The 14859-nt window shown below is 64.0% G+C and carries 15 protein-coding genes and 1 pseudogene; 7 read left to right on the plus strand and 9 right to left on the minus strand.

Annotation, left to right across the window (positions count from 1 at the left end; genetic code table 11):
- Window positions 1–239 precede the first annotated feature (239 nt).
- From OK015_RS20140 to OK015_RS20150, 3 genes are all read left to right on the plus strand, one after another.
- On the plus strand, window positions 240–848 hold the full coding sequence (locus tag OK015_RS20140; protein ID WP_268125741.1) for a DUF305 domain-containing protein: 609 nt from the start codon (window positions 240–242) through the stop codon (window positions 846–848).
- Between the two features lie 219 nt (window positions 849–1067).
- The gene (locus OK015_RS20145; RefSeq protein WP_268125742.1) at window positions 1068–1217 is read left to right on the plus strand and encodes a hypothetical protein; all 150 of its coding nucleotides are present in this window, start codon (window positions 1068–1070) and stop codon (window positions 1215–1217) included.
- Between the two features lie 174 nt (window positions 1218–1391).
- Window positions 1392–1613: a hypothetical protein gene (locus OK015_RS20150; RefSeq protein ID WP_268125743.1), complete on the plus strand. Its 222-nt coding sequence runs from the start codon at window positions 1392–1394 to the stop codon at window positions 1611–1613.
- 210 nt (window positions 1614–1823) lie between these two features.
- On the opposite strand, the gene OK015_RS20155 is transcribed toward OK015_RS20150, so the two are convergent.
- The 3 genes from OK015_RS20155 to OK015_RS20165 all read right to left on the minus strand — a co-directional run bounded on the left by OK015_RS20155 (window position 1824) and on the right by OK015_RS20165 (window position 4312).
- Window positions 1824–2489 (minus strand): TetR/AcrR family transcriptional regulator, encoded by a 666-nt coding sequence (locus tag OK015_RS20155; protein ID WP_268125744.1) that lies wholly within the window; start codon window positions 2487–2489, stop codon window positions 1824–1826.
- A gap of 154 nt (window positions 2490–2643) precedes the next feature.
- Entirely contained in the window at window positions 2644–3423 is a 780-nt protein-coding gene (locus OK015_RS20160) for a hypothetical protein (protein WP_268125745.1), read from the minus strand.
- Window positions 3424–3697: 274 nt separating this feature from the next.
- Window positions 3698–4312: a TetR/AcrR family transcriptional regulator gene (locus tag OK015_RS20165; protein ID WP_268125746.1), complete on the minus strand. Its 615-nt coding sequence runs from the start codon at window positions 4310–4312 to the stop codon at window positions 3698–3700.
- Window positions 4313–4673: 361 nt separating this feature from the next.
- Here OK015_RS20165 and OK015_RS20170 point away from each other — a divergent pair, with 361 nt between their 5' ends.
- Complete coding sequence (locus OK015_RS20170) at window positions 4674–5504, plus strand: chitin-binding protein (protein WP_442791135.1); 831 nt, start codon at window positions 4674–4676, stop codon at window positions 5502–5504.
- A gap of 113 nt (window positions 5505–5617) precedes the next feature.
- Here OK015_RS20170 and OK015_RS20175 read toward each other — a convergent pair whose 3' ends face one another.
- The 5 genes and pseudogenes from OK015_RS20175 to OK015_RS20200 all read right to left on the minus strand — a co-directional run.
- Window positions 5618–6550, minus strand: coding sequence for a class I SAM-dependent methyltransferase (locus OK015_RS20175; protein ID WP_268125748.1), 933 nt, complete (start codon window positions 6548–6550; stop codon window positions 5618–5620).
- 86 nt (window positions 6551–6636) lie between these two features.
- On the minus strand, window positions 6637–7884 hold the full coding sequence (locus OK015_RS20180; protein WP_268125749.1) for a DUF7373 family lipoprotein: 1248 nt from the start codon (window positions 7882–7884) through the stop codon (window positions 6637–6639).
- A gap of 12 nt (window positions 7885–7896) precedes the next feature.
- Window positions 7897–8388 (minus strand): Rv0361 family membrane protein, encoded by a 492-nt coding sequence (locus OK015_RS20185; protein WP_268125750.1) that lies wholly within the window; start codon window positions 8386–8388, stop codon window positions 7897–7899.
- Between the two features lie 19 nt (window positions 8389–8407).
- Window positions 8408–10114: a serine/threonine-protein kinase PknH/PknJ gene (locus OK015_RS29090; protein ID WP_442791136.1), complete on the minus strand. Its 1707-nt coding sequence runs from the start codon at window positions 10112–10114 to the stop codon at window positions 8408–8410.
- A gap of 154 nt (window positions 10115–10268) precedes the next feature.
- Window positions 10269–10537, minus strand: a pseudogene (locus OK015_RS20200) (class I SAM-dependent methyltransferase); the annotation flags it as partial.
- A 515-nt stretch (window positions 10538–11052) separates the two neighbouring features.
- On the opposite strand from OK015_RS20200, the gene OK015_RS20205 reads away from it, so the two are divergent.
- Genes OK015_RS20205 through OK015_RS20215 form a run of 3 tightly spaced genes read left to right on the plus strand, consistent with a single transcriptional unit; the run spans window position 11053 to window position 13377 of the window.
- A complete protein-coding gene (locus tag OK015_RS20205) occupies window positions 11053–11808 on the plus strand; it encodes a peptidase (RefSeq protein WP_268125751.1) in 756 nt (251 codons plus the stop codon).
- Window positions 11809–11818: 10 nt separating this feature from the next.
- A complete protein-coding gene (locus tag OK015_RS20210) occupies window positions 11819–12517 on the plus strand; it encodes an N-formylglutamate amidohydrolase (RefSeq protein WP_268125752.1) in 699 nt (232 codons plus the stop codon).
- Window positions 12518–12564: 47 nt separating this feature from the next.
- Window positions 12565–13377 (plus strand): transglutaminase-like domain-containing protein, encoded by an 813-nt coding sequence (locus OK015_RS20215; protein WP_268125753.1) that lies wholly within the window; start codon window positions 12565–12567, stop codon window positions 13375–13377.
- Window positions 13378–13390: 13 nt separating this feature from the next.
- Here the strand turns inward: OK015_RS20215 and OK015_RS20220 are convergent, their stop codons facing one another.
- Window positions 13391–14653, minus strand: a complete 1263-nt coding sequence (locus tag OK015_RS20220; RefSeq protein ID WP_268125754.1) for a fatty acid desaturase family protein — start codon at window positions 14651–14653, stop codon at window positions 13391–13393.
- Window positions 14654–14859: the final 206 nt, after the last annotated feature.

The following is a 14859-nucleotide window of genomic DNA, read 5'->3' on the forward strand; positions in this document are numbered from 1 at the left end:
AAGCGACCTGCCGATGCCGACGGCTCGTCCCGGCGGAGCCGCCGGAGCCAGCGGGCCACCTATTCGACGTACGCCTATCAACCTCCCGGATCGTGCGCGCTCGGGGTTGCGCTCGCATTCGATCCCGCAGTGATCCACCGTGGCGCAAGAAGCGATCGACATCGCGACCGATCAATCGGGGGACCTACCGACAGCGGCACGCCGAAAGTGGATACCGGCAAGTCCACTACGCTGACGGCGTGCCATCGTTCGCCATCCGCATCGCAGCGACTCTCACGGCCTGGTGCCTCGCGTTGCTCCTATCGTCGTGTAGTAGCTCGCCGTCTGGCGACCACGCACATTCCACCCGTAGCGACGACAAGCCCGTGATCACCGGTGAACCCGCCGCCTATAACCCCGCCGACGTAGTTTTCGCGAACGACGCAACTGCGCGTGAGGAGCAAGGGATCAGTATGTCGCGGCTAGTCCCCGATCATTCCAACAATCCCGACGTTGTCGCGTTCGCCGCCAAGACCACAGCAGCTCTGCAAGTGGACACGCAGGTTTTGAAAGCCTTGCGGGCGCAATGGAAAGAGAGCCAGGACAACCCAACCGGGACCAGCAGCTCCCCGACCGCGCAGAGTGACTCGGGCGATAACCCGACGCTCGCCAAGCTTGCATCGATGGGGGGCCCCGAGTTCGACACGCTCTGGCTGAATTCGATGATCAGTCTGTACCAGGCAACAATCGACCTCGCCAATGGCGAAGTCGCCAATGGGAAGAACGTAGACGCGACAGGCGTGGCCAAGCAGATTGTCAAAGCGCGACAGGCCGACGTCGGCCAGATGCAGCAGCTCCTCGCCGCCTAATCAGACTGGCGCGCAATGCTATTCACGGCGGCTTCACGCCGACCCAGAACTCACCGACCACAGCCGGCCCCCTAGCCACCGCTCCAATATCGATGAGACACTTTTTGCCCAGTGCCAACGTGCCAGAACCCCTACTCGTGTCGCTACCGTACATGTACTCCGGCGAGCCATGTGCGGCCCCGAACGCCACCTGCCGAGATCGAGCTGCCCGATCCGAACATGAGTTGGCAAGACCAGCTGGTGATGTTGTCTCGATCGGTGCGCGAGGTGATGCTCAAGCATCCGACACGCGTCCCGATCATCGCCAACCACAGCCTCGACACGACGGCCGCCTACCGGGGTGCCGAGGTGGTGTGTGCCCCATGGTAACTTAAATTTAATCAAACATAGATTCAATAATGAGGCGATCCGATGATCGAGCCCGGGCCAAGTGCCGATGCTCTGCATCCACCTGGTGCGCGGACCGTAGATCCCGTCGACGACATCACCGGGGCTTGGCCTACCGTTGCACTGCACGAAGCGGGTTGTCGCAGCGGAGTCCGCGTGGCGTCGCTCACGAGCGAACTGATAAGCGTCGGCAAACCGGGATCGGCCGCGCGGTTGGCCCTCAGCTGTGAGGGTGCTGGGCCGGAAGTCCCACAGACCGCCATGGTCGAGTTGCCGTCCGGCGGTGCAATTGGTGTCACGCTTGGTTGCGAAGGCGAAGTGCGCTTCTACCAAGAGATCGCACCGGCCGTCGCCATCCGGGTGCCGGGGGTGCATTAGGGCGCAAGGATGACCACCGGTCCTGGCTGTGGTGTTTCTCGGTGACTACCGCATGGACAAAACCCTCTTCCCACGCGACGCCACAGCTCCGGTCGCGGTTCGACTGGCAGGCAACGCGTTCGGGACCGCCGCTTGTCAACCTAGCTGTATACCTCGGCGGCTGCCTGTCGTTGGAGGATCGACGTCGGCAGGAACGAGAACTGGTGCCGATTACGGTGTCGCGGCCGGTTTGGCACCTTCTGGGTAGGCGCCGAAAATCGTCAGACGAGCCATCTCCTCGATGAACGCCTCGGCGCTCGGTGGCGGACGGGTCGCGCCTTCAAACATCCACTCCCCAAAGACCGCGATCGAGAACACCATCCCGAAGACCACCCGCGTCACGACCGCGGGGTCGAATGGACGGAATCCGCGCTCCACGATCTCGTCGTTCATGATGGCTTCGAACCTCTCGAGGAGCCGGCCCAGTTGCGGCGCCGACGCGGTGTCGGCGCTCAACGGTCCGCCCACGGCTCGGGCTCCGATCATTTCGTGGATCAGTCGCCTATTGGCTGAAAGCACGTCGTATACACCGCGATAAAAGTCATACATCTCCACGTAGACGCTTTTCATCCCGCGCGGCCGTGCGGCCCAGTCCGCTATATATTCGGAAACGAAGGTGTTGAACGGTGCCAGCACGGCCTCTTCGAAGAGCTTCGACTTGGATCCGAAGTGTCGGAAAATCATTGGCTCCGACACCGAGGCGGCCCGAGCGATTTCCCGCGTACTCGTGCCTGCGTAGCCACGCTCGGCAAACAATGCGCGCGCCGATTCCAGCAGCAGGCGCCTTCCTTCACCACGCGTCACTGCCTGGCCGTTGACCTTTGGCTTACCGGGCACGCCGCCATTTTCGCACTGACCGCTATCTTCCGGCGCCCGAATGTCGGCAGCCGCGTGTCGCGGATTCCGCATCGCGATACCCGAGGTCCCAGTCAGGACAGGACGATCCAGGAGATGACCCTGATGGTCACCCACGGGATCGGCGACCGACGCGCTAAGCGAAGTAGTTCTCGTCAGGGTCTTCCCGCTGCGCTCGGATGGCCCGGAAGCAAAGGTTGCTCTGGATGATGATCCACAAGGTGAACAGCACGAATGGCGACCAGAACACCAGGAGCCCGTTCCAGGCGAACGGACCGGTACGGGGCAGGAACGCAAACGCGCCCGCCTCGAACATGAACGTGATCCATAGCGAGCCATAGGCCCACCACCGCGGGAAGGGATTGTTCTTGACCAGCTGCGTGGCTGGCCGCAGGGCGATCACAGTGACGGCGACCCAGGCGAAGATGTATGCCTGATCGGTCGTCGTCATCGTCAGAGACGCCAACTCGTGCATGAGAGTCGTCACCTCGGAATTCTTGCGCGGCGCCGTGTAGGCCGCCACACCCCACATCATTGGAGGCAGTGCCAGGTAGATCGACATCAATGCACCGCTGACCAGGGTGAGCCCGCTCCACACCTTCCAGCGCCCCGGTTCCACACGGGCCATCTGCGCGGCAAACACAGCCCAAATCGGCAGCATGAAGCAGCCGGTCCAGCTGCAGATGACCGCGCCCCACTTGATCTTGGTCCCGTTGGCCACGTACCACTGGGCCACCTGGTCGGCCGACCATTGCGGGTTCTTCAGTGGGGCCTGCTGCAACAGGAGCACAAAGGCGAGGCCGTAGACGATGGCCAGAACGATGCCCCACCAGAGGATGGCACGCTGGCTCGCCAGGGAGAAGTGGCCGCGATTATCGACCGCGGTGTGTGGCGGCGATGCGGTAGATGACGTCATGAATTGCCCTCTCAAACGATGCGATCAGTCGTGCTCGGCGTGGCGTGTCACATGCGACGCGCGATGTGCCCTGCTTCACAAACGGAACGATACCGGACCATGATAACGATCGTTCGCATAGATTCGTCAATAGCCCTCGCTGGTTGAACCGCGATGGGTAGTGCCTCTGGCCATTGTCGCCAGCGTCCGACGGGCCATGTTGGGCCGGGTTGTCCGGGAGTGCATTCGAAACGCTCGTACGCTCCTGGAACTTGGCCGCATTAGGTGCGGGGTATCAGTCGGCCGCTGTGTCCGATGCTCTCGGCGGGATCACGGTGTCGACGATCAGCGCCAGCTCGCGCCGATTCGGTGGTTCGCCGGTCAACAGGAAGTGGTGGTTGATCAGGGCGGGGCCGATACGCGCCGACAGCGGCGTCAGCGTGGCCGGGTCGATGTCGCCGGCCTCGACGGCGGCGTGCAGGATCGAATCGACGATCTTGAGCCGCGGACGTACTACCGCGTCGGCGAAGATGGCGCGCATCTCGGGTTCGTGCAGCAGCTGATGCATGATGTCCAGGCCGGGAAAAGCGGTCTTGCCCGCCAACAGGTCGCGGTGAGAGGTGAACACCGTCAAAAGAGCCTCGCGCGCCGAGCGGCCGGACCGCGGTTCGGGCAGCGACGGCAGCGCGAAGACCAGCGCGGCATGCACCAGGTCGTGCTTGCTGCACCAGCGCCGGTACAGCGCGGCCTTGCCGGTCTGGGCGCGGGCCGCGATTCCTTCCATCGTCAGCCCGCCGTAGCCGACCTCGGCCAGCTCGGCCAACGTCGCCTGGTAGAGCGCGCGCTCGAGCACCTCGCCCCGCCGACGGCTGCGGATACCGCTCGGCGTTGTTTCGGTGGCGTGCGGCATCTGTCGATAGTAGGCGCACGCGTTCTCCAAAAATAGGCATATGCGTTCTCTCATTCGCCGCGGCCGCGCCGCGCTTTGACTCACGTCGCGCCCTATGGTTCGTGCGGCCAGAGCACACGTTCCTCGCCCGCGGTTTCGTTGTCGTAGATAACGATTGTCAAACATTCCGCCAGGTGCTCAGATTTGCTGGACCACTCCGAAAATGCTTGCTATCGGCGCTGACACTGGGAGATGCGGTTATCCCATCGTTGGCTTGCCGATGCGGCCGAGAGCAGACCGATACATACGTTACTTAGCCTCAGAATCCGTTGGGGCGAATGCCCGGACGGATTCTCCTGGGGGGACAGGTAACACCATGAAAATGAAGCAAGTAATCGGCGGGTTAACTCTCGCCGGCGCCGTTGGCGCAGCGGCAATTGGGGTGGGAGCCGGCGTCGCGAACGCCGATCCGGTATCGGCACCGCAGGCCCCTGGGCCCCATGAGCCGGGTGGACCCGCCAATCCTCCGCCCGGCGGTCCAGCCGGACCCGGCGGACCCGGCGGGCATGGGCCTGGCGGACCCGGCGAACACGGCCCCGGTGGACCGGGCGGGCCTGGCGGACCCGGCGAACACGGCCCCGGTGGACCGGGCGGACCCGGCGAACACGGCCCCGGTGGACCGGGCGGGCCTGGCGGACCCGGCGAACACGGCCCCGGTGGACCGGGCGGACCCGGCGAACACGGCCCCGGTGGACCGGGCGGGCCTGGCGGACCCGGCGAACACGGCCCCGGTGGACCCGGCGGTCCCGGCCAACGCGGCCCGGGTGGACCCGGCGGTCCCGGCCAACGCGGCCCGGGTGGACCCGGCGGATTCGGCGACCACGGACCAGGCGGCCCTGGCGGCCCCGGCGAACATGGGCCTGGCGGATTCGGCCCGGGAGGACCGGGTCAACATGGGCCGGGCGGACCCGGTGGACCATGGCACGGGGATGCCCAGCGCGGCTACTTCCACGGGGCCCCGTGGGGAGACGGGCAGGCACCGTGGGGAGCAGGCGAACCGCCGCGCCCGGCATGGAATCGACCGCTGCCCCCGCCCGGGGGTCGGTGGACAGGCGGCCCGATCAACTACTGGGGGTACCAAGAAACCCCCACGTGGAATCAGGGGTTCAACCAGTGGGGTATCAACTTCTTCGGAGTGTGGATCCCGCTGTAAGGGGCGGCTTTTCACGGTGCCCGCTGTGCTCGTTGGCGCAGCGGGCACCGCGGGCAACCGTCATGGCGCGTGGCTAATCGACAGTTTCAACCCGGCTTAACGGCATCGCACAATCAGTTCGCCAATACAGCGCTGTAGTAAACGGTGTCAGCGACCGACACGGAGTCATCACGCTGTGGAATCGCCTCAAGACCGTTGTCCGCCAACAGCTGGCGCATCGGTGTACCGACTGACCGCCATCCCAAGTTCTCCAGGTGAGCCGCGACGTCGCTGCGCTCCCCCTCGAAGCCAAGGTCGGTGAAGTCCAGCTCGAGGCCGTGCTCACGCCACTTTGCGCTGGCCTTGCGCATCAGCTCCCGTGCGTGTTCCTTGTCGACCTGCGGCCCGTCCGGAGTGGCTTCGCAGGCCAGCTGGCTGCCCTCAGCGCTGAGCGCGGTGATGTTGTCCAGCAACGCATCCTGTGCCGCTGGCGGCAGATACCCGAAGAGCCCCTCGGCAATCCATGCGGTAGGCCGTGTCTTATCGAGACCGGCCTCGAGTAGAGCCGCCGGCCAGTCCTGCCGCAGATCGATGGCAACCGTGCGCAGATCGGCCTGCGGAACGGCACCCAGCCCGGCCAAGGTGGTGGTCTTGAACTCGATCACCTCGGGCTGGTCGATCTCGAATACCGTCATCTCATCGGGCCACTCCAGTCGGTAGGCACGGGCGTCAAGACCGGAGGCCAGGATCACGGCCTGACGGATCCCCGCCTGAGTCGCATCGCGAAAGAAGTTGTCGAAGAAGCGGGTTCGGGCGGCCATCGCGTCCGGCATGTGCCCGAGCTTCCAATTGGACTCGTCGTAGTCGACATCCGCGGCGTCAATCTCGCCGTCGGTCCAGCGGGTGAAGAAGTCCACGCCGACGGCACGGACCAGGGGCTCGGCGAAGCGGTCCTCGATCACGGGGTTGTCGGCCTTCGTGGCGATCGCCCGGGCAGCCGCGACCATCGTGGCCGTCGCGCCCACGCTAGAGGCCAAATCCCAGGTGTCATTGTCTGTACGTGGCATGCGCCCTATTCTCCGATGTCGGCAATACGTTCGATATTTAGATAGTATAACAAAACCGCGCGGCCGCCGCTCGGTCGGTCTTCGAGCTAGCTTGCCGTCAGGATGCGATATTGGGCCGCCATCTGTTGTTGCGCGTTGTCGAGCTGACGGGCAATCGTTTTGACGGTGTAGCGGCCCGCGGTGGCTAGACACCAGTAGCGGGGTACGAGACCGTTGGATCCGGCGACTCGGGTGCAGCCGCTCTCGGGAAGACCGGGAACCGGCGAAGACACTTGTGCAGCAGGTGTTTTAGCGGCAAAGTCGCCGAAGGCCTGGGCGAGGGTCCGTGCGGCGGAGGGATCTTTTGTTTGGTAGACGGTGGTCAGGTTGACCGAAACATAGTCCACGCCGGCCGCGGAAAGCAGGGGCCCGGCCTGGACGGGATCGTCTTCGAGCTGCAGGGCAGCCGCCGGCGGATAGGCGGCCCCGGACATCGAAGTGACTTGGCCGGCTGGCGGCGGCAAGGTGCGAGCGACCAGGCCGGTGGGATCCAGTGCAAGCGTTGGGAACCCGGCGGGATCGGTCGGTACAAACGTATCGATGAGCGGCACCTGACGATCCAGCGCGTGCCCGGCGAGTTGGGCTTCACAGTCCGGGCCGGACGCGCAGCGCACGACCTGAACGAGCACGTAGGGGCCGTGCGCAGTAAGCACAGTCAGTTCACGCACGATCCCGGTTCCCTCCTGGAAGGTCAGCACCGTACCGTTGGCGTCGGGATGATTCGGAATCGGCAGCGGGCGTTCAGGTTCCGTCACGATCGGGGTGGCGCTGGGAATACGGGGCATATTCCTAGCCGCCGTAGTCATGTTCTGGGCCGCGTCGGATGCCACCGAAGGGTTGATGAATCGCAGCACGGTATTGCGCAGCGACATCTGCGGGTTCGGGCCCGGGCTTTGTCGCTCGGTGACGAACCCGACCACCAACGGCAAGTTGTAGGCGCCGCCGGCGATCGGCGGCCACGTCGCGCGCGACAGTCCATGGGCGTCGTCGATGACGGCCGCGCCGGACGAGACCGCACCGACCAGCGTGGGCTCGGTTTCCCAGGGCCCGACGACGTAGGCGGCCATCCGTCGGCCTTCGACGAGTCGCCCGGCGTGTTCGGAGCCGGCGTTGCCCAGCGCGGGTTGCGGCACGACGGGATAGTTCCCGGGGTCGAGCCGGGAAGTGTTCACCGGCGCCGGAGAGTTGGATGGCGACTCGGACTCGCGGGTGGCGTCCCCGGCGGTGCTGTGGCTACAAGCCGCGAGCATCACCGCCAGTATTATCGAGTTAGCCTGCAGTAGTTTGCTTTTCATCTCAGTCCGTGGCTAGGTCTGGCAGATTTTCCAGCCGTCTTCGAGTTTCAGCGGCAGGCTGACAGTGTGAGTGCCCATGGCTTCGTTTTGACCGTCAAACGTGACGACGGCGGTGTCACCGGTGATCGCGATCTTGGAGATGTTTTTGATTGTGGTGACACCGTTTTGGGCGCGGGCCTTCTTGACGTAATTCATCGCGGTGCCGCTGAATTGGGCCCGCATCGCGGTGCACATCAATTCCAAGTAGGCGTCCCAGTTCTGGGTGTTGTACGCATCCTGAAACGCCATCAAGGTCTCGCGAATCTGATCCTCGGCAGAGGGGGCGGCCGAGGGGGCAGGTGGCGCTGCTGATGTGCCAGGCGGGGCTGCGGCGGTCATGGAAGTGGAGGCGCCGTTGCGTTGCGGCAGTGCGGAACCGCCGGTCACCGTTGTGCACGAAGCGGTCAGGAGAGAGGCCAGACCGATGGCGCATAGGCGAGTAATGACCGGCGCGGAAGTGTTCATCGATGTCCCCCTTGTTCCGTCATTGTCGAGGCACCCTGTTGGCCGTGGCGTTGACCAATGCGGCGACATCGGGCCTACCGCCAGCACGGCATTGGCGAATATCCACCAAAACGTTGCCGCGCACCAACATTCCGCGTTGGCACGATCCGGTGCCGCGCAGCGTCACCGCCAGGGTCAACACTCCCGCGGTGGTCACGGGCTGGCCGAAGTCCCAGGTTTGCGCCGCGGTGCCTGGTTCGGTCACGGTGACCGATTTGCCGCCGCACATTTCGAATTGAGCGCGCAGAGCGACAAGGGCTCTGCCTGCCTTCTCACCGGGAAAGGCGATGACCGCTTGGGTGACACTGTCTTGCCAGGCCGGTTCGTTCATGCCCCGCAACGTTTGTACGGCCACCCCCGTGTAGCCGTTTTGCTCGTACACACTCTGCTGTGCGGGCTCCCAGGCGCCCACACATTGCGGGTTGTCGAGGGTCGCGGAGTCATCGAGCAGGCTGGCGCTATCACTCTCGAGCACCAGCGGATCCCCATTCGCTGCGACCGGAAGCTGGGCCGCGGACAGCAAAATGGCGCGTAGTTGAGCGGGGGCGACGTTGGTGGCCGGCGGCCCCTGAGGCGATGCAGACGCCACCGGTGATCCGGAGCCCTGGCCGGCCTCAGGACGAGGGTCGGCGGGATCGGGCCAGGCCAGCACGGTGATCGTGGCGACCAACAGCACCACGCCGGCCAGCGCGGCGGCGATCAGGCTGCGCCGGCGCCGACGCGGTGTGGCCGACGGCGGAGGCCCGGGCGGTGCCGGCCAGGCGGACGCCGTCGGCGGCCGTCGGTGCCACGTCTGCGGGTAGGAGTTGACCTCGCCACTGGGTGTGGGCGGCAGCGGCGCGTAGCGGGTGGGATCGCGCAGCGCCGACACGGCGGCGTCCGCAAGCGCGCCCGCCGACGCGAACCGGGCGGCGGGATCTTTTGCCATCGCGACCGCAATCACGTGATCGAGGCCGGGCGGCAGCGAAGGCACCGCGTCGCTGGCCCGGGGCGGGGGCTGGAACAAGTGGGCCATCATCACGGCCGCGGCCCCGTTGGTGGCCGCAAAGGGTGTGTTGCCCGTGAGTAGCCGATACAGGGTGCACCCCAAAGAATAGATGTCGACCCGGCCGTCGATGGGTGCATTGGACAGCACCTCAGGCGCGGCGTAGCCGACGGTGGCCAGCACCGCTCCCGTGGCGGTCAGCCCCACGTCGTCGAGGGCGCGCGCAATCCCGAAATCGCCCAGCAGAACCCGCTCGTCGGGGCCGACGGAGCCGGACAGCAAAAAGTTGCCAGGTTTGACGTCGCGGTGGATGACGTGGTTCGAATGGGCGAAATCGAGCGCCTTGGCCACCTGCGTGATGATGTGGACGGCACGGTGCGGGGTCATTGTTCCGTCACACAGCGCAGCCTCGGCGTCCGTGCCGTCGACGAACTGCATCGCAATCCACAGTTGGCCGTCGTCGGTTTGTCCGCGGGTGTAAACCGACACGATCTGAGGGTGTTGCAGGGCCGCCGCGGTGTCGGCCTCGCGGATGAAGCGCGCCCGAAAATCCCGATCGCGCGACAGCTCGGCCGACAGCACTTTGAGCGCGACTTGGCGGGGCAGGGTGGGATCGGCGGCCAAATAGACCGAGCCCATGCCCCCACTGCCCAGCACCGCCTGGACGCGGTAACCGCAGACCAGGGACCCGATTGCCAGCACCCAACAACCCTACGGTCCGAGAGCCGACACCGACGAGGTTTTCATCCGTGAACGGCTGCTCCTTCGTTCAGCCCGGGCAGTCACTGTTTCTGCAGGTCGGTCTAGCCGATCCGGAAGCCCTTGGCGCAGCCGGTCAGGTACCTCATATACCTCTGCGGTCGTGGCCGAAGTGCTCGAACCCGCCGATCGAGAAGATGCGGTCGACGGGTTCGTCGAACTGTTCCCAACCTTTGAGCAGCACTCGCCTAGTGCGGGTGCTGTCCAGCTGGTCGAACGATTCTGCACGTGCGCGGCCCTGGTTCTGAGACAACGTCAAGCCGACGCCATCAATGCCATAGTTCTGGATCGCCCTCCGCAGCGTGGCGCGCCGGCCGCAGCCGATGTCGAGCAACGTCATGCGGGCCGCAGGCCTGCTTGCCCAACGCAGGTCAGTCTTAGCGGTGCGCGGCGTGAACGCTTGCACGAAGCGCACCAAGAATTCCCGCCAGGGCGCTTGACGCAAGCTATCCAACCCGCGCAGCCCAAATTGACCGGCTCAAAGGGATGAGTGCCCCAGCTTGGCGCGATCGACCCGTTCATCGCATCCGGCATTACAAGACCACCGGACCCATTATCCCTCAACGGAACTCGGCGACCTAGCCGCGGCGCGACCACCACGGGGTGATTCACCACGCCAGAATCCGTCGATCACCAGCAACGCGAACCGTGCAGGTCCGCCCCAACCGACATTCAGCGGTTTAGTCTCCACAGGTGTAGCGTCAGGGGTGCTGAGAATTTCAGCTGGTTGGGCATTCAGCCGTCCGCTGCAGACGCTAGGAGCGTTGGCTTCGAGCCATTAGCCGCCGGCGATAGAGCAAGGTTGCGGCCATTTCAAGCAGAAAATTCACCGAAAGTCATTACATAGCAATGTATTACAGAGCACGTGCCACCATGAATCGATGTCGATCGCACACCAGGCCCATCGCATGACTTACTGCATAGGCGTAATGCTGGACAAAGGGCTGATTTTCGCCTCGGACTCTCGCACGCATGCCGGGGTGGATAACTTCGCCAAGTTCTGCAAGATGACGGTGTTCGAGCGTCGCGGCAACCGCGTCATCGTTCTGCTGAGTTCAGGAAATCTGGCCGGGACTCAAGCCGTTATCAGCGTGTTGACGCAGCGTTGCGCCGACGGCGATGCGGAGACCAATCTCTTTGGTGCCCGGACGATGTTCGACGTCGTGGGACTGGTCTCCGACGCGACGCGCGATATCGAGAAACGCGACGCCGGGTACCTAGAAGAGAACAACGTCCGCTTCGATGCCTCGTTCATCGTCGGCGGCCAGATCGCCGGCGAGCCGCCACGGCTGTTTCGAACCTATGCGGAAGGCAATTTCATCGAAGCGGGCACCGACACGCCCTTCCTTCAGACCGGTGAAACCAAGTACGGGAAACCGATTCTCGACCGCGTCATCACCGAACACACACCGCTGGCCGATGCTACGAAGTGTGTGTTGGTGTCCTTCAATTCGACCATGCGCAGCAACCTGTCAGTGGGCATGCCGATCGACCTGATTTGCTACGAACGGGACAGCCTAGAAGTCCAGTGGCGGCGGCGATTCGACGAGGGTGACCCCTATTTCACCACCCTCAGCGACGACTGGGGTGAAGGGGTGCGGCAAGTGTTCCGCGATTTACCCGAGTTGAGCTGGTGATGGATTCCCGGTGGATACCTACATCGTCACGTGTGAACACGGCGGTAACCGCGTACCCGCGCCCTATCGGCCGCTGTTTCGCGGGCACCGGGCGCTGCTGGATTCCCACCGCGGCTACGATCCTGGGTCGCTGGTCATGGCGAAGGCCCTCGCCAATGCCCTCGCGGCGCCCCTGGTGTCCTCGACGGTCACCCGTCTGCTCATCGATCTCAACCGCTCGATTGGTCACCCACAACTGTTTTCGGCTGTGACCCGCGCGGTGCCGGCCCAGGGCCGGGCACAGATCGTCGAAAAGCATTACCGGCCTTACCGCATGCAGGTCGAGTGTCTCGTCGGCCAAGCAGTAGCGCGTGGGCATCGCGTGATCCACCTTTCATCGCACAGCTTTACCGCGCAGCTAGATGGCAAGGTGCGCGGGACCGATGTCGGCTTGCTCTATCACCCCGCGAGACGAGCAGAAGCAGAAATGTGCGCTCGCTGGAAGGAAACCCTGGCGACGCTGGCCCCGCAAATTCACGTGCGCCGCAACTACCCGTACGCCGGCAAAGGAGACGGGTTGACGTCGCACTTGCGCGCGTGCTTCGCGCCGAGCGATTACGTCGGCATCGAACTGGAAGTCAACCAAGGCATCGTTTTCGAGGCGGGTCGGCGCTGGACGGCGTTGCGGCGCATGCTGATCGACTCATTACGCACGGCATGTGCGGCCTGAGTACACATGATTGGCGCCCTGCGCCAAGAAACACATAGAGAGAAATAATGAAGATTCATGTCGGTTTCGAAATGATCTACGACTCCCCCCAGCCCACGCCGATAATTTTCAACCTCAACGTCCACTTCACCCGCGTGTCCGATTTGATCGGCCGGGACGACCTCGTGGTCGACCCGCCGGTCCCGTTGGCGGCCTATCGGGACGGTTTCGGCAACTGGTGCACCCGCATTGTCGCACCCGAGGGCCGCACGTGCGTCCGGGCCGACGCGTACGTGCAGGACACTGGACTAACCGACCCCATTGTTCCTCAGGCACAACAAGTTCCGGTGCCGGACCTACCCGAGGACACCCTGGTCTTCCTGCTCGGGAGCCGATACTGCGAAACGGATCGGCTGTCCGAGATAGCGTGGGGGCTCTTTCAGCACACGCCGCCCGGATGGGCTCGTGTTCAGGCGATCTGCGACTACGTTCACGAACATCTCACGTTCGGCTACGAGCACGCGCGGATGACACGCACAGCGCTGGAAGCTTTTTACGACCGGGCCGGCGTCTGCCGCGATTTCACGCACCTTGCCGTGGCGTTCTGCCGCTGCATGAACATCCCCGCGCGCTACTGCACCGGGTACCTCGGCGATATCGGTGTGCCCCCAGTCGACGACCCGATGGATTTCGCCGCCTGGTTCGAGGTGTTCCTCGGCGGCCAATGGCATACCTTCGACGCGCGCAACAACACGCCACGCATCGGCCGGGTGTTGATCGCGCGTGGCCGCGACGCCGCCGACGTCGCGCTCAGCAACACGTTCGGCCCCGCCGCATTAACGAGCTTCAAGGTATGGGCTGACGAGGTACCCGCCGGCTGAGCCGCAACAACGCCTACCTGATGTCCGCGGCGAGACCAGCGCTTCCCCGCCAATGGCGGACCGCTGCGATCGCTGTCTTAAGCCCACGGCGGCGTCCTGTGACCCGGTCGGTCTTGGCGAAACCAGGCTCTAACTCGGCGAACATCCGCTCGCTGCGGGTCTCAGGCGCGTTGTCAGCAGTGTCACGTAAGTACTTGTCCGGCAGCGATAGCTTGGCGATCGTGCGCCATGTCTTGCCGTACTGCACCAGGAAAGAGCCTGTGGTGTAAGGCAAGTCGTACTTGTCGCACACCTCGCGCACTCGCACCGAAACCTCGTGCAAACGGTTGCTCGGCAGGTCGGGAAACAGATGATGCTCGATCTGATGGCATAGGTTGCCGCTCATGAACCGCAGCAGCCATCCGCCCTCGAAATTGGCACTGCCCAGCATCTGACGCAGATACCACTGGCCCTTTGTCTCGCCGACCATGTCGGTCTTGGTGAATTTCTCCGCGCCATCGGGGAAATGCCCGCAAAAGATCACCGCGTTGGCCCACACATTGCGGATCACGTTGGCGACCGCGTTGGCCTTCACCGTGGACTTGTACGTCGCGCCGGGCGACAACGAGGTCAACGCCGGAAGGGCCACGTAGTCCTTGACCAGCTGCCTGCCGGCCTTAATTGAGAACTCGCGCGTCCGCTGCCAAGTGATTTCGCGCTCCGGTCCAGGCTTGAGAAGCTTCTCGAGGTCGACGGTCTGCAAGCCAATGCCCCACTCGAATGCAACCGCGAGAAGGGCATTGAACAGCAGATTACCGACGTTGTATGGCTCCCAGGGCTGATCGCGCGTGACGCGCAAGATGAAGTAGCCGACATCGTCGTCCATTCCGAGGATATTGGTGTACTTGTGGTGCTGAAAGTTGTGAGCGGAAACCCAGTGCTTGGACGCCGCGCTCATGTCCCACTCCCACGTCGTGGAGTGAATCTCGGGATCGTTCATCCAGTTCCACTGGCCATGCATGACGTTGTGGCCGATCTCCATGTTCTCGATGATCTTGGCCATGCCCAGGGTCAGCGCTCCGGCCCACCACGCCGAGCGTTTCGAACTCGCGGCAAGCAAGAGTCGGCCGGCTACTTCGAGGGCACGTTGGGCGGCGATGGTGCGACGGATGTAGCGGGCATCGCGCGCGCCCAGGGAATCCTCAATGTCGAGCCGGATCGTATCCAATTCAACGGCCAAATTCTCGATGTCGGCCTCTGTTAAATGCGCGAAGACCGGAACATCAGTAATCGCCATGGTTCTCCCCCATCGTGCTGCGCCATCTGCAGTGTGTAATCGGCGGCCGAGCCCCCTTGCTCTCGTCGTTCAACGCGGCGAACGGTTCTGCAGTTCCCCCTAAGTTACACACTTACGTAATTCTCATGTCCGCAGGTGAGCCAGTTTTATTGCGCATCAACACTGTTCGTTGACGCGTTCGAAACTGAAGCCGCCACTCGGGCTTT

This window comes from Mycobacterium sp. Aquia_216, from assembly GCF_026723865.1.
Lineage (GTDB): Bacteria > Actinomycetota > Actinomycetes > Mycobacteriales > Mycobacteriaceae > Mycobacterium.

Excerpts from the sequence above, each read along its gene's own strand:
- OK015_RS20145 (WP_268125742.1), top strand. The coding sequence starts at position 1,068 with ATGAGTTGGCAAGACCAGCTGGTGATGTTGTCTCGATCGGTGCGCGAG.
- OK015_RS20215 (WP_268125753.1), top strand. The coding sequence starts at position 12,565 with ATGAAGATTCATGTCGGTTTCGAAATGATCTACGACTCCCCCCAGCCC.
- OK015_RS20185 (WP_268125750.1), bottom strand. The coding sequence starts at position 8,388 with ATGAACACTTCCGCGCCGGTCATTACTCGCCTATGCGCCATCGGTCTG.
- OK015_RS20165 (WP_268125746.1), bottom strand. The coding sequence starts at position 4,312 with ATGCCGCACGCCACCGAAACAACGCCGAGCGGTATCCGCAGCCGTCGG.
- OK015_RS20220 (WP_268125754.1), bottom strand. The coding sequence starts at position 14,653 with ATGGCGATTACTGATGTTCCGGTCTTCGCGCATTTAACAGAGGCCGAC.
- OK015_RS20205 (WP_268125751.1), top strand. The coding sequence starts at position 11,053 with ATGTCGATCGCACACCAGGCCCATCGCATGACTTACTGCATAGGCGTA.
- OK015_RS20175 (WP_268125748.1), bottom strand. The coding sequence starts at position 6,550 with ATGCCACGTACAGACAATGACACCTGGGATTTGGCCTCTAGCGTGGGC.
- OK015_RS20160 (WP_268125745.1), bottom strand. The coding sequence starts at position 3,423 with ATGACGTCATCTACCGCATCGCCGCCACACACCGCGGTCGATAATCGC.
- OK015_RS20170 (WP_442791135.1), top strand. The coding sequence starts at position 4,674 with ATGAAGCAAGTAATCGGCGGGTTAACTCTCGCCGGCGCCGTTGGCGCA.
- OK015_RS20180 (WP_268125749.1), bottom strand. The coding sequence starts at position 7,884 with ATGAAAAGCAAACTACTGCAGGCTAACTCGATAATACTGGCGGTGATG.